Origin of the sequence: Campylobacter sp. CNRCH_2016_3089 (genome assembly GCF_025772505.1) — a bacterium.
Classification (GTDB): domain Bacteria; phylum Campylobacterota; class Campylobacteria; order Campylobacterales; family Campylobacteraceae; genus Campylobacter_D; species Campylobacter_D lari_D.
Window position 1 is genome coordinate 123,715 of the sequence record NZ_JAKMSF010000003.1, and the last position, 14,025, is coordinate 137,739.

The 14,025-nt window shown below is 29.6% G+C and carries 12 protein-coding genes; 9 read left to right on the forward strand and 3 right to left on the reverse strand.

All coding sequences use genetic code 11. The features are described 5' to 3' along the window. Positions 1-8: 8 nt before the first annotated feature. Positions 9-1,562 carry a ribonuclease Y gene (rny, locus tag L8W69_RS02960; RefSeq protein ID WP_263660211.1) on the reverse strand — a complete coding sequence of 518 codons (1,554 nt, stop codon included), beginning with the start codon at positions 1,560-1,562 and terminating at the stop codon, positions 9-11. After that, positions 1,486-2,115 carry a 5-formyltetrahydrofolate cyclo-ligase gene (locus tag L8W69_RS02965; RefSeq protein ID WP_263661216.1) on the reverse strand — a complete coding sequence of 210 codons (630 nt, stop codon included), beginning with the start codon at positions 2,113-2,115 and terminating at the stop codon, positions 1,486-1,488. Before L8W69_RS02965 ends, rny begins: the two co-directional genes overlap by 77 nt. Positions 2,116-2,181: 66 nt before the next feature. Between L8W69_RS02965 and L8W69_RS02970 the strand changes: the two genes are divergently transcribed. The 9 genes from L8W69_RS02970 to L8W69_RS03010 all read left to right on the forward strand — a co-directional run bounded on the left by L8W69_RS02970 (position 2,182) and on the right by L8W69_RS03010 (position 12,707). Further along, positions 2,182-2,727 carry a TlpA family protein disulfide reductase gene (locus L8W69_RS02970; protein ID WP_133319700.1) on the forward strand — a complete coding sequence of 182 codons (546 nt, stop codon included), beginning with the start codon at positions 2,182-2,184 and terminating at the stop codon, positions 2,725-2,727. Beyond that, positions 2,727-3,593, forward strand: coding sequence for a signal recognition particle-docking protein FtsY (gene ftsY, locus L8W69_RS02975; protein WP_263659762.1), 867 nt, complete (start codon positions 2,727-2,729; stop codon positions 3,591-3,593). Before L8W69_RS02970 ends, ftsY begins: the two co-directional genes overlap by 1 nt. After that, positions 3,590-5,476, forward strand: coding sequence for a motility associated factor glycosyltransferase family protein (locus tag L8W69_RS02980; RefSeq protein ID WP_263666409.1), 1,887 nt, complete (start codon positions 3,590-3,592; stop codon positions 5,474-5,476). Before ftsY ends, L8W69_RS02980 begins: the two co-directional genes overlap by 4 nt. A gap of 41 nt (positions 5,477-5,517) precedes the next feature. Next, positions 5,518-6,858: a DNA repair protein RadA gene (gene radA / locus L8W69_RS02985; RefSeq protein ID WP_258108000.1), complete on the forward strand. Its 1,341-nt coding sequence runs from the start codon at positions 5,518-5,520 to the stop codon at positions 6,856-6,858. After that, a complete protein-coding gene (locus L8W69_RS02990; RefSeq protein ID WP_263666410.1) occupies positions 6,849-8,357 on the forward strand; it encodes a phytoene desaturase family protein in 1,509 nt (502 codons plus the stop codon). Before radA ends, L8W69_RS02990 begins: the two co-directional genes overlap by 10 nt. A gap of 62 nt (positions 8,358-8,419) precedes the next feature. Continuing rightward, positions 8,420-9,100 (forward strand): F0F1 ATP synthase subunit A, encoded by a 681-nt coding sequence (locus L8W69_RS02995; protein WP_133319696.1) that lies wholly within the window; start codon positions 8,420-8,422, stop codon positions 9,098-9,100. 123 nt (positions 9,101-9,223) lie between these two features. After that, on the forward strand, positions 9,224-10,642 hold the full coding sequence (gatB, locus tag L8W69_RS03000; protein WP_263666411.1) for an Asp-tRNA(Asn)/Glu-tRNA(Gln) amidotransferase subunit GatB: 1,419 nt from the start codon (positions 9,224-9,226) through the stop codon (positions 10,640-10,642). A 2-nt stretch (positions 10,643-10,644) separates the two neighbouring features. Then, positions 10,645-11,547, forward strand: a complete 903-nt coding sequence (locus L8W69_RS03005; RefSeq protein WP_263666412.1) for an NAD(P)H-dependent glycerol-3-phosphate dehydrogenase — start codon at positions 10,645-10,647, stop codon at positions 11,545-11,547. Beyond that, positions 11,544-12,707, forward strand: coding sequence for a metal-dependent hydrolase (locus L8W69_RS03010; RefSeq protein WP_263666413.1), 1,164 nt, complete (start codon positions 11,544-11,546; stop codon positions 12,705-12,707). Before L8W69_RS03005 ends, L8W69_RS03010 begins: the two co-directional genes overlap by 4 nt. An 11-nt stretch (positions 12,708-12,718) precedes the next feature. Here the strand turns inward: L8W69_RS03010 and L8W69_RS03015 are convergent, their stop codons facing one another. Next, positions 12,719-14,014, reverse strand: coding sequence for a methyl-accepting chemotaxis protein (locus L8W69_RS03015; protein ID WP_220566680.1), 1,296 nt, complete (start codon positions 14,012-14,014; stop codon positions 12,719-12,721). Positions 14,015-14,025 lie beyond the last annotated feature (11 nt).

The following is a 14,025-nucleotide window of genomic DNA, read 5'->3' on the forward strand; positions in this document are numbered from 1 at the left end:
GAAAAACCTTATCTTGCAAAATCAACAGCTCTAAGCTCTCTGATGACATTAACTTTTATTTCACCAGGGTATTGAACTTTTTCTTGAATTTCTTCAGCTATTTCTTTAGCTAAAAGCACAGATTCATCATCATTGACTAATTTTGCATTAACAATAACTCTAATTTCTCTACCAGCATTAATAGCATAAGCTTTTTTAACCCCTTCTTTACTTTTTGCTATATCTTCAAGTTCGCTAACTCGTTTCAAGAAGGCCTCAAGCACCTCACGCCTTGCTCCAGGGCGTGCAGCGCTTAGTGTATCTGCTGTACAAACTGCAGCTGATTCTATACTTGTAGCCTCTTCATGTCCATGGTGCGCATAAATTGCATTAATCACTATAGGATGTTCTTTGTATCTTTTGCAAAGTTCAGCTCCTAAATCTACATGAGAACCTTCAAATTCATGCGTTAAAGCCTTGCCTATATCGTGTAAAATTCCAGCTCTTCTTGCTAGTTTTTCATCGCCACCACACTCAGCTGCTATGATTCCAGCTAAATGCGCTACTTCTAAAGAGTGTGCTAGAGCATTTTGTCCATAACTTGCTCTATATCTTAATTTTCCTATTAATTTAACAATTTCAGGATGGATATTATTAAGTCCTAAATCCATTACTATAGTTTGACCTTCTTCTAAGATATTATCTTCAAATTCTTTGCAAACTTTTTCATGAATTTCTTCTATTTTTGCAGGTTGTATTCTACCGTCTTCAACTAAAAGTTCAATCACCTTTGTAGCAATGGCGCGTCTATAAAGATTAAAACAACTTACTATAATTGCTCCAGGCGTATCATCTATGATAATATCAACACCCAAAACCATTTCTAAGGTTTTAACATTTCTCCCTTCTTTGCCTATAATGCGTCCTTTTAACTCATCATTTTTGATATTTACTACATTGATCAACCTTTCAGCAGCGAATTCTCCTGCAAATCTTGAAGTAGCTTGTGCTAAGATAAAATTAGCCTTTCTTTTGGCTTCATTTCTAGCTTCTTCTTCGTATTTTCTAACAATATGAGCAATTTCAGCTCTTGAGGTTTCTTCTACTTTTTGTAAGACTATACTTTTTGCCTCTTCTTGTGTGAGACCAGCTGAATGTTCAAGAATTTTTAAAACATCATTTAACTTTGTTTCGTAGCTTTGTTTTAAATTTTCATTTTCTTCATGCAAAGCTTTTATAGTTTGCTGCTCTTTTGCTAATTTGTTTTTGTTTTCTTCATGAAGTTTTTCTTGATAATGAAGATTTTGTTCTTTTTTGTTGAGTTCTTCTAGCTTAATAGAATGCTCTTTTTGTAGTTTTTGAATTTTTTCATCAAATTTTTTCTTTGCTGCAAATTCAGCCTCAGCAACTGAATTTTTAGCATCTTTAAGTGTTAGCTCAGCTTCATATTCAATGGCTTTTGCTTTTGCTTTTGCTTGCTCTAAAAAGATATTGAAATTTGCATCATTAATCTTTTTGGCGACTATATATCCAATCCCTCCGCCTATGAAAACGGCTATTAATGCGACTAATATTTCTATCATTGTTTTTAACTTTCCTAAAATATTTTTTATAAGGGTTTATATAAAAATTTCCTTTTATATCATGGTCTTGACTAAAAATTTGATGAGATTTTGCATCCATCATTTGTGTGAAAATAACTAAAGGTTTTTTATAAGAAATATTTTCAAAAAACCTATCGTAAAATCCTTGGCCATGACCAACTCTTCCTAATTTTGCATCTACTCCTATAACAGGGATGATTGCAACATCTATACGAGTTTGCAAAAAAGAATCTTTTGGTTCATATACCCCAAAACTCTTTTTATCAAGAGCTAACCTTAATTTTACTACCTTTAAACTTTTATCTTGCATAAATGGAACAAAAATTCGGTATTTTTTTGTTAAAAAATGTCTGAATTTATAAAGATTAATTTCATATTTTAAAGGAATATATATAAGGATATTTTTGTAATTTTTACAAGATTTTAAAATTTTATTTACTTCTTGAAAAACTAAAAAATCTCTTTTGTATTGAAATTTTAGTTTCGATTTCATTTTAAATTTCTGTTTTATTCTAAAGTCATTTTTTATCAAAGCTTTCCTTGGTTTTTTAACTTTTTATGTTATACTTTTAAGCTTAAAAAATCATAAGGATATGACTTGAAATTTAAAATTTTTTTAGCAATTTTTGCTATGATTTTTTTTACTTCATGCTCAAGTGATAAAGAAAATTCTAGTAATGAAAATACTGATAATGCAAGTTTAAGTCAAAGTGAAAATACTGATTTTACTTTGAAATTTTTAGATGGTAGAAAAATGTATGTGAAATACCATGAACAAGAATTTAATTTTGATGATACAGCAAAAGCTAAGTTGTTTGTATTTTTTACAAGTTGGTGTGAGCCATGCAAAGCTGAAATTCCACATTTAAATAATTTAAATAAAAAATATCAAGATAGATTTGAAGTCATAGCGCTTTTTTTAGAAGAAGATAAAAAACAAGAATTATTGGAGTTTATACAAAAAGAAAAGATGAATTTTTCTTCGGTTTTAGGAGAGAATAGTTTTATTTTTTCTAAAGTTTTAAATATCAGCTCTATTCCAACAATGGTTTTATTTAATGCAAAGGGCGAAAAAGTTAAAGAGTATTTAGGTTTAATTCCTGAAGAAATGTTAGATATAGATATACAAAAAGCGATAATGTAATGTTTGGATTTTTAAAAAATGGTTTGAAAAAAACCTTAGAAAGTATTCATTTAGTTAAGGCTTCAAATAAAATCATTACTAAAGATTTGCTTGAAGAAATGCTTTTAGAAGCTGATGTGGCGTATGAGATAGTTGAAGAGATTATTTACTATCTTCCTCCAAGTGATGAGGTTAAAAAGGCTGATTTAGAGCGTGTCATGGGGACTTATTTTATTTATGATAAGCCAGAACTTGCTAATGCTAAGCCTTTTGTGGATTTGATTTTAGGTGTAAATGGGGTAGGTAAGACCACAAGCATTGCTAAAATGGCACATTTGCATAAAGAAAATGGTGAAAAAGTTATACTTGGGGCTTGTGATACTTTTAGAGCAGGAGCCATAGAGCAGTTAAAATTATGGGCACAAAAATTAAATATAGATATCATAGCTACTTCACAAGGACATGATCCTTCGGCAGTTGCTTATGATGCTATTTCTAAAGCTTTGGCAAAAAACTATGATAGGGTTATTTTAGATACAGCAGGACGCTTGCAAAATCAAAAAAATCTTGCTAATGAGCTTGAAAAAATTGTCCGCATAAGTGATAAAGCTATGCAAGGAGCTCCTCATAGAAAAATCCTTGTACTTGATGGCACTCAAGGTGTGGCAGGAATTTTGCAGGCAAAAGCTTTTAATGATTTAGTAAAACTTGATGGAGTGATTATTACAAAACTTGATGGAACTGCCAAAGGTGGAGCTTTATTTAGCATAGCAAGAGAGCTTGAACTTCCTATTTTATATGTAGGAGTAGGGGAAAAAATGCAAGATTTATGTGAATTTAGTATTAAAGACTACTTAGAAGCTATATTGGAACCGATGTATAAATGAGCTTTTTTTTAAAAAATTTATCCGCACTAAATAATCCTTACTTGATGGAAAAATTAAAGCAAAAACACAGTAGCACTTGGGTGATGGATAATAGGGGGGGGGTAGATCAGCTAAATTGGATAAATCAAAATGGAGAATATTTATATAAAAACCCAAAAAAATATTTAGAAGAAACCATTGCTTTATATCAAAATAAATATCTACTATATCCTGTTTTATATTTTTATGGTTTTGGTAGTGGTGTTTTGTATAAATGCCTACTGAATAATCCAAATTTAAAACATATAGTTGTTTTTGAAGATGATTTAGAATTGTTATATAGTGTGTTTAGTGTTTTAGATTTTTCGAACGAATTAAAAGAGCGAAAAATAATCATTTTAAATAGTGAAATTTCAAATCAAGATTTAGAGTATTTACTTTATATGAAACCTTTTTACAATTTTTTAAGAATATATGATATGCACATACATAATGAGTACTATGAAAAATTTGAAAATAACATTCTCGAATTAAACAAAAAAATTTCAGAAATTTTAAAAATTATTATTTTGCATCAAGGTAATGATATTAAAGATTCTTTGCAAGGTTTGGTGCAATATATTTATAATTTACCAAATATGATAAAAAATCCTCCCTTGAAAAATTTATGGCTTATGCAAAATAAAAAAGTTAAATCAGCTATCGTTGTTGCCGCAGGTCCATCTTTAAGCAAGCAACTTCCTTTACTAAAACAATATCAAGATAAATTTAGCATATTTTGCGTTGATAGCGCTTATTCTATTTTAGCAAAAAACGATATTAAACCTGATTTTGTATTAGCAAGTGAAAGAACCAAGTTAGCTTCAAATCTAATACAACAAAACTATAAAAATATAGATGATAATATAGTATTTATTTTATTGACTTTAGTCCATCCTTTGGCAATTAAATATTTAGAAAACACTGATAGAAAATTTTTGTTAATCCCATATCCTACTATATTTTTTGATAAAATTGATTTATTTGATTTTGGAAAATCTCCATCAGGAGGAACTGTTGCTTATAATGCCTTACAATTAGCGTGTGATTTTAATCATGAAAATATTATTTTTATAGGTCAAGATTTGGCATATGGTGAAGATGGTAGTTCGCATGCTAAAGATTATTTTTATGGTGAAAAATTTGTTAAAGAAAATACTGAGCTTTGTGTTGTATCTTATGGTGGAAAAAAACAAATTAAAACTAGAATTATGTGGAATACATTCAGATTTACTATACAAAATTATATAGCTAATAAAAAAGGTTTTAAATTTTATAATGCCACAGAAGGTGGAGCTAGGATAGAAGGCACTATAGAAAAACCATTTAAAGAGTGTTGTGAAGAATTTTTAGATGAAAATTTAACAAAGCCTTTTGAAAAACCATCGCCAATAGATAAGAATGCTCAAGATGATTTGTTATTGCAAAGTTATAAAGTAATTAATGATAATTTAGAGTTTTGCGATAGATTTGTTAAGGAATTTGAACTTTATTTTGAAAATTTGATTCAAGTAGAAAATAAAATTCAATCTTTGGAGGTATTTGAAGATAAGAAGAGTTTGATTATCCAAAGTATAAAAAATTTAGATTTTTATAAAACTAAGCTTGATGAGTATTGTAAAACTTTTTTATATGAATTTATTAGACCTTTTTTGCAGCAATTTGAATTTAATTTAGCAAGAATTTATGTGATTAATCCAAGGACTAATGAAGAATGGTTTGATAAGAATATAGCTTGGGTAAAAGATCATATATTTTTATTTGAAATTTTAATAGCAAATATAAAAATGGCAAAAGATGAGATAAATAAACATTTAGATCCGTTAAAAGATGAGATTCGAAAAAGACAACTAGATAATATTTAAAAATAAAATATATAATCTTTTTAAAAATTTAGGTAATATTTATGGCTAAAAAACACATTTTATTTGAATGTCAAGCTTGTGGAAATCAACAAAGTAAATGGCTAGGCAAATGTCCTGAATGTGGTTCTTGGGATAGTTTTGTTGAGCTAAAGCAAGAACAAATTAAGGTTTTAAAAGAGTTAAATTCACTCTCAAATACTCCAAGTTCTGCAGTATGTATAAATGATGTTATAGCAGAAAATTTCACACGCATTAGCACTGATGATAATGAGCTTGATTTAGTTTTAGGTGGTGGGCTTGTTGTAGGCTCTTTAGTGTTAATTGGGGGTTCACCTGGGGTTGGAAAATCCACACTTTTATTAAAAATTGCTTCGAATTTGGCTAAAAGTGGTAAAAAAGTGCTTTATGTAAGTGGCGAGGAGAGTAAATCTCAAATCAAACTGCGTGCGGATCGTTTAAATGCAAATTGTGAGAATTTATTTTTACTTACTGAACTTTGCTTAGAAGATATTTTAAGTGAGCTTTCTAAAAAAGATTATGAAATTTTAATTATTGATTCTATTCAAACTTTATATTCTAATAAAATTACTTCAGCAGCAGGTAGTATCACTCAAGTTAGAGAAATTACTTTTGAATTAATGCGCTATTCTAAGGCCAATAATATTAGCACTTTTATTATAGGTCATATTACTAAAGATGGAGCTATAGCTGGACCTAGAATTTTAGAGCATATGGTAGATGTAGTGCTTTATTTTGAAGGCGATGCCAATAAAGAAATAAGAATTTTAAGAGGCTTTAAAAATCGTTTTGGAAATATTTCCGAAGTTGGTATTTTTGAAATGACTTCCAAAGGCTTGATTAGTGCTAAAGATATAGCTAATAGATTTTTTACGCGTGGTAAGGCAGTAAGTGGTAGCGCTTTGAGTGTAGTGATGGAAGGAAGCAGAGCTTTAGTGCTAGAAATTCAAGCCTTAGTTTGTGAGAGTGCTTATCCAAAGCGTAGTGCAACAGGCTATGAAAAAAATCGTTTAGATATGCTTATAGCTTTACTAGAGAGAAAGCTTGAAATTCCCTTGGGGCATTATGATGTTTTTATTAATGTAAGTGGTGGGGTAAAAATTAGTGAAACTGCAGCAGATTTAGCGGTGGTTGCAGCAATTATTTCAAGTTTTAAAAACCGCCCTTTGAGTAAAGATAGTGTTTTTGTGGGTGAGCTTAGTTTAAATGGTGAAATCAAAGAAGTATTTTCACTTGATGTGCGTTTAAAAGAAGCTAAAATGCAAAAATTTAAAAATGCCATAGTACCTGTAAAACCTATGGAGGAACTTGGCTTAAAATGTTTTGTAGCTAAAGAATTGCGTGAGGTTTTAGAATGGATGTAAAATTTGATGTAATCATTATAGGTTCAGGTCTTGGAGGCTTAAGTGCAGGCGCTTTTTTAGCTAAAAATGGAAAAAGGGTTTTAGTTTTAGAACAGCATTCTTTAATTGGTGGTTGTGCTACTTGTTTTAAAAGAAAAGGCGCTTTGATTGATGCGGGACTTCATGAGATGGACCTAGGTGAAGCAAAAACTGATATGAAGCATTTGGTTTTTGATAAGCTTGGTATAAAGAATAAAATTCAAATTTTACCTTTACCAAGTGCATGGAGTATTAAAAGTAAAAATTATAATCTAACTTTACCTCATGGTATAGAAAAAGTAAAAGAAGTTTTGAAAAAAGAATTTCCGCAAGAGTGCAAAGGTATAGATAAATATTTTAAAGCTATAAAAACGCAAGCTTATGCTATTCGAAGATTTCCTTGGGATTTAAAATTAAGTGAGTTATTGTTGTTTCCTTTTGACACTGCTTGGATATTTATTAAAAATAGATTGTTTAATAAAAAAGTTTATGATGTTTTAAATGCTTATATTAAAAATGATAAGCTAAAAAAGATTTTAAATGCAAATATGAGTTATTATCATCATGATAGTAAAGAATTTATTTTCAGTTTTCATGGCATTGCTCAAAAGCATTATTATGATGGTGGGGTGTATATTAAAGGTGGCTCGCAAGCTTTAAGTGATGCTTTGGCTGAGGTTATCAAAGAAAATCAAGGGCAGGTTTTAGCTAAGGCTGAAGTTGTTAAAATACTCACAAAAGAACAAAAAGCTTATGGAGTAGAATACATTCAAAATAATCAAAAACATACCATCCATGCGCAAAATATCATCGCAAATTGCGATCCTTTAATCGTATATAAAGACTTGCTTAAAGAGTTAAATTTAACCCAAGAAATCAAAGCAATAGAATCTAAAAAGCGTGCTTGTTCTTTAGTGAGCGCTTATTTTATTTATGATAAAGATATTTCTAAAATTTATGAAAATATGGATTATTGTAATTTTATATTTGAAGATGATTTTTTAAATAGTTCATATGAAAACACTAATATTTTAAAACTAGATATTAAACAAAGACCTATGGCTTTTGTGAATTATTCTAAGGTTGATAGTGGCTTAGCTGGCGATAAATATATAGGTGTTGTAGCTTTTAGTTCAAATTATCAAGAGTGGGATTTAAATAAGCAAGATTATAAAGTTAAAAAAGAAGAAGTATTAAAAGCCATAGTGCAAAGACTAGATGAGATTTTTCCAAATTTAAGTTCACACTTAATCCATCAAGAATTAGCCACGCCAAAAACTATACAAAGATATACTAAAGCTTATGAGGGTACAATTTATGGATTTTCTCAAGATCAAGAAGGGGTTAAATATAGATTGCATTATAAAAGTAAAAGTATAGAAAATTTATATTTTGCTAATGCTTTTATATTTCCTGGAGGTGGTTTTACAGGTGTAATTTTGGGTGGATATTTTTGTGCTAATAAAATGAATTTTCATTAAAATATAAGCAATTTTTTTTTATAATATTAGCTTTGAAATATTTATTCTGCTAAGGATTTTTAATGAAAGATTTATTTTTATTTAGTTCTTTTATAGATTCTAGCCACACTTTTGCATACTTTTTTCATTTGGGTATAGTGGTTGTGATTTCTTTGATTTTAGCAAAACTTGCTACAAGATCTATGCAAATTGTCCCAAGAGGTAGTCAGAATTTGGCTGAAGCTTATATGGAAGGCATTTTAAGCATGGGTAGGGATACTATGGGTAGTGATGAAGCTGCTAGAAAATATTTACCTTTAGTTGCAACTATAGGTTTTATGGTATTTTTTAGTAATATTATAGGAATCATCCCTGGTTTTGAAGCTCCAACAGCAAGTTTAAATTTTAGTGCTTCTTTGGCTATTATAGTATTTGTGTATTATCATTTTGAAGGTATTAGAACTCAAGGATTTTTTAAGTATTTTGCACATTTCATGGGACCTGTGAAAATTCTAGCACCTTTGATGTTTCCTATAGAAGTGGTTTCTCATTTTTCAAGAGTTATTTCTTTATCTTTCCGTTTATTTGGTAATATCAAGGGAGATGATTTATTCTTAGCAGTTATTTTAGCTCTTGTGCCTTGGGTTGCGCCATTACCTGCTTATATGCTTTTAACTTTTATGGCATTTTTACAATCTTTTATTTTTATGATTTTAACTTATGTTTATTTAGCAGGTGCAACTGTAGTTGATGAGCATCATTAATTTTTAAAAAGCAAAAAATATTTTTTGCTTTTTTCTTTTTTAATCTTCTTCTTTTATTCTTTTTTAAACTCTTTTTGAAATAAAAAACGCTAGAATAAACAAAAAATTCTAAGGAAAATTTTAATGTTTGAAGTTGTTATAGGACTTGAAGTTCATGCACAATTAAATACAAAAACAAAAATCTTTTGCTCATGTGCGACTTCTTTTGGAGAAAAATCAAATACTAATGTATGCCCAACATGTTTAGCTTTACCAGGTGCTTTACCTGTATTAAATCAAGAAGCGGTAAAAAAAGCTATAGCATTTGGAAAAGCAGTTAATGCAACTATAAATAAAAAAAGTATTTTTAATAGAAAAAATTATTTTTATCCTGATTTACCAAAAGCTTATCAAATTTCGCAATTTGATATTCCTATAGTGGAAAATGGTGAGTTATTTATCAATGTAAATGGAGAAAATAAACGCATAGGTATCACTAGGGCTCATTTAGAAGAAGATGCAGGAAAAAATATACATGAGAGTAATTTTTCAAAAGTAGATTTAAATAGAGCAGGCACGCCTTTGCTTGAAATTGTCAGTGAACCTGAACTTAGAAGTTCCGATGAAGCAGTGGCTTATTTGAAAAAATTACATTCTATTATAAGATTTTTAGATATTTCAGATGCAAATATGCAAGAAGGTAGTTTTAGATGTGATGCTAATGTTAGTATTCGTCCTAAAGGTGATGATAAGCTTTATACTAGAGTGGAGATTAAAAATTTAAATTCATTCCGTTTTATTCAAAAGGCGATTGAGTATGAAGTAAAACGCCAAAGTGAAGCTTGGGAAGATGGAAAATACGATCAAGAAGTTGTGCAAGAAACAAGATTATTTGATACGGTTAATTTAGTTACTAGAAGTATGAGAGGTAAGGAAGATTCTGCTGAATATAGATATTTCCCTGATCCTGATCTTTTACCTGTAATTTTAGATGATGAAATGCTAAATCAAGATATACCTGAACTTCCTGATGAGAAAAAAGCTAGATTTGTGAGTGAATTGGGCATTAAAGAAAGTGATAGTGAAGTGATTGTTTCTTCATTAGAGCTTTGTAGATATTTTGAGTATCTAATTAATCAAAAATTAAATCCAAAACTTTGTTTTACTTGGCTTACGACAGAGTTAATGGGGCTTCTAAAAGGCGAATTGACTATAGAAAACTCACCTATAAAACAAGAAAAATTAGCTGTTTTGATCAAACGTATAGAAGAAGGTGTTATTAGCGCTAAAGCAGGTAAGGATATTTTAGCTTATGTATTTGAAAATACAGAAGTTGAAATTGATGATGCTATTGAAAAACTTGGTTTAAAACAAGTAAGTGATGATGGTGCTATTGAAAAGATTATTGATGAAATTTTAGCAAATAATGAAGATAAAGTAGTTGAATATAAAAGTGGTAAAGATAAACTTTTTGGTTTCTTTGTCGGTCAGGCAATGAAAGCAGGTAAGGGTGCATTTAATCCTGCTAAGGTAAATGAAATTTTAAAAGCAAAACTTGGTTAAATATGAAAATAGCAGTTGTTGGTGCAGGAAAATGGGGAAGTGCTTTATATGATGCATTGAGCGTTAAAAATGAATGCGTAATAACTTCTTTTCACGAAAAAGATCTTTCTTATTTTGTTAGTACCAAAGAAGCTTTAGAATACGAATATTTAGTTTTTGCTTTATATGCTCAAGGAATGCATGAATGGCTTGCAAATAATTTTAAAGATTTAAATCAAAAAATTCTTGTAGCTTCTAAGGGTATTGATTATAAAAGTTTAAAATTTATGGATGAGGTTTTTAGTGAGTTCATAAGTAGTGATAGACTTTGTTTTTTAAGTGGTCCTTCTTTTGCAAGTGAAGTTTTAGAAAAAAAACCTTGTGCTTTGGTTGTTAGTGGTAAAAATCAAGAGCTTTGTAATCAATTTGCAAGTTTTTTTCCAAATTATATTAAAACCTATACAAGTTCTGATGTTAAAGGCGCTGAAATTTGTGGTGCATATAAGAATGTTTTAGCAATTGCAAGCGGAGTTTGCGATGGTTTAAATTTAGGCAATAATGCAAGAGCTTCTTTAGTTTCAAGAGGCTTGGTGGAAATGCACCGCTTTGGACAATTTTTTAATGCTAAAGAAGAAACATTTTTAGGGCTTAGTGGAGCTGGAGATTTATTTTTAACAGCTTCAAGTAACTTATCAAGAAATTATAGAGTAGGTTTGAATTTGGCTAGTGACAAAAATATAAAAGATATTTTAATGGAACTTGGCGAGGTAGCTGAAGGAGTGCAAACTGCTTATGCTATACATTCTTTATCGAAACAATTTCAAATTTATACCCCGATTGTTAACGAAGTAGTCTTAATGCTAGAGGGTAAGAATGCTTGGGAATCTTTAAAAGATTTGATGTCATCAAAGGAGGAAATATCATGATCATCAAAAATGCAAAAATTTATGGCGAGCAAAAGCTTGATCTTAAAATAGAAGATGGGAAAATTACTCAAATTGCTAATGATTTAAATGATGATGAGTATATTGTTGATATAGAAGGCAAAACTTTACTTCCCTCGTTTATTGATTTAAATGTTAGTTTGCTTGATAATGAATTTAGTATAGATAAATTATATGATCTTGAAAAAGCATGCTTAAAAGGTGGGGTAGGGACTATTGTTTTAAAAGATAGTTTAGAAGCTAATACTCAAGGCTATGCGCTTTATTTTGATAAATTAAAATCTTTAGATATTAATGTTTTACCTACTATTAATGTATTAGATAAAACAGAAAAATTAAAAAATATTGCTACCTTAATTGATATGGGCGCAAAAGGCTTAGAGCTTTCAAGTACTTTAGGAGCAAATTATTTAAGACAATGTATGCAATATGCCAATATGAAATCAACCCCTGTATTTTTAAAGTGTTTTGATGAGAGTTTTGATGATCATGGAGTGATGAACGATGGACAAATAAGTTTTGAATTAGGACTTATAGGAATTAGTAATATAGCTGAAACTAGTGAAGTGGCAAAAATGAAAGAATTAGTGGAATTTTATAAAAATAAAGCTTGTTTTAGCTCTTTAGCAATTGCAAGATCATTTGAATTATTGCATGATCAATATAGTGAAATTTCAATCCATCATTTAATCAAAGATGAAAGTACTTGTGAAAATTTTAACACTCAAGCAAAAATTTTACCTCCATTAAGAACAAAAGATGAAGTAACAAATCTTAAAAAGTTGCTTCAAGATAAGAAAATTACTTTCTTAAGTTCTTTGCATACTCCTAACACTAAAAAAGATTTGGCTTTTGATGAAGCAGGTTTTGGAGTTAATGCCATAGCTATATATATGAGTTTATGTTTTACATATTTAGTAAAAGAAGGTATCTTAACTTGGAAAGAATTATGTGATTTTACAAGCTATAATCAAGCGCAATTTTTAGGATTAAATAAAGGTAAAATAGAACTTGGTTTTGATGCTGATTTAGTTGTATTTGATGAAAAACTTTCTTTTAATGGAGAAGGTTTATATGCAAATGATATCTTGCAAGGTAAGGTAGAAAAAAGTTTTATAGCAGGAAAAGTTTTTAGCCTTTAAGCTAAAAACTTTTATTTATCTTGCATAGCTTGAGCTACTTGAGCTGAACTATTTCTAATTTTTTCCATACATTCTCTAGCTTCTTTGGCTAAATCCACGCTTTGATTTACGCCACTTAAGCCATCTTTAATGCTTTGTACAACTTCAGCTGTTACATTTCTGATAGAATTAATGGTAGTAGTGATTTCATTTACTGAATGTCCAGTTCTTTCAGCTAGATTTCTAACTTCATCAGCAACAACAGCAAAACCTCTACCATGCTCACCTGCACGCGCTGCCTCAATAGCTGCATTTAGAGCTAAAAGATTGGTTTGATCAGCTATATCGCTAATGGTTTGAATAATATTTTTAATTTCTTCTGATTGCTCATTTAATGATGATACGAGATTACTACTATTGTTCATCATATCAGCAATGCCTTGAATATTTTGAACCGTATTTTCTATAACACTATCGCCCTCTTGAGTGAGATTGTCATTTTGTTCAGCTAATTCACTAATGAGCTTTAATTTTTCCTCATCTCTTACAACTTGTTCGGTAATATCTGTTGCAAATTTAATAACTTTGTAAATTTCTCCATCATCATTTTTGATAGGATTATAACTTGCTTCTAAATGGATTAGTTTGTTGTTTTTACCAAAGCGTATGAATTTTCCTGATTGAAATTTACCACTTCTTAGCTCTTCCCAAAAAATTGTATATTCTTTGGAATTTCTAAATTTTTCCTCGCAGAACATACTATGGTGTTTTCCTTTGATTTCACTTAGTGAATAACCCATGGTTTGAGTGAAGTTTTCATTAGCATTTAAAATCTCTCCATAAGGATTAAATTCAATAATAGCCATAGAACGATTAGCGGCATCTATGGTGTTTTTTAGATCAAGCATTTCATAGTTTCTTTGAGTAATGTCATTTGCAAATTTAATAACCTTATACACTTCATTGTTTTGGTTTAAAATAGGAAGATAATTGGCTTCAAGATAAATATCTTTCCCGCCTTTTGCAATGCGTCTAAAAAGTCCATTTCTTGATATACCACTTTTCAAATCTCTCCAAAAATCAACATAGCGTTGTGACTTTACAACCTCTGGTAAACAAAACATACTATGATGTTTACCTTTGATTTCATTTAAAGAATAATTCATAGTTTTTAGAAAATTTTCATTAGCATTAATAATAGTTCCATCTGTTTGAAATTCTATCATGGCCATAGTTTTGCTAATAGCATTAAGTATATCTTGAAAAGCTTGATTAGATTGCTCTAATTGAGTAATTTGTTCATTAATTTTTTTCTTGTTGATAAACATAAAACCCCTTT

Excerpts from the sequence above, each read along its gene's own strand:
- rny (WP_263660211.1), bottom strand. The coding sequence starts at position 1,562 with ATGATAGAAATATTAGTCGCATTAATAGCCGTTTTCATAGGCGGAGGG.
- ftsY (WP_263659762.1), top strand. The coding sequence starts at position 2,727 with ATGTTTGGATTTTTAAAAAATGGTTTGAAAAAAACCTTAGAAAGTATT.
- L8W69_RS02980 (WP_263666409.1), top strand. The coding sequence starts at position 3,590 with ATGAGCTTTTTTTTAAAAAATTTATCCGCACTAAATAATCCTTACTTG.
- radA (WP_258108000.1), top strand. The coding sequence starts at position 5,518 with ATGGCTAAAAAACACATTTTATTTGAATGTCAAGCTTGTGGAAATCAA.
- L8W69_RS02990 (WP_263666410.1), top strand. The coding sequence starts at position 6,849 with ATGGATGTAAAATTTGATGTAATCATTATAGGTTCAGGTCTTGGAGGC.
- L8W69_RS02995 (WP_133319696.1), top strand. The coding sequence starts at position 8,420 with ATGAAAGATTTATTTTTATTTAGTTCTTTTATAGATTCTAGCCACACT.
- gatB (WP_263666411.1), top strand. The coding sequence starts at position 9,224 with ATGTTTGAAGTTGTTATAGGACTTGAAGTTCATGCACAATTAAATACA.
- L8W69_RS03005 (WP_263666412.1), top strand. The coding sequence starts at position 10,645 with ATGAAAATAGCAGTTGTTGGTGCAGGAAAATGGGGAAGTGCTTTATAT.
- L8W69_RS03010 (WP_263666413.1), top strand. The coding sequence starts at position 11,544 with ATGATCATCAAAAATGCAAAAATTTATGGCGAGCAAAAGCTTGATCTT.
- L8W69_RS03015 (WP_220566680.1), bottom strand. The coding sequence starts at position 14,014 with ATGTTTATCAACAAGAAAAAAATTAATGAACAAATTACTCAATTAGAG.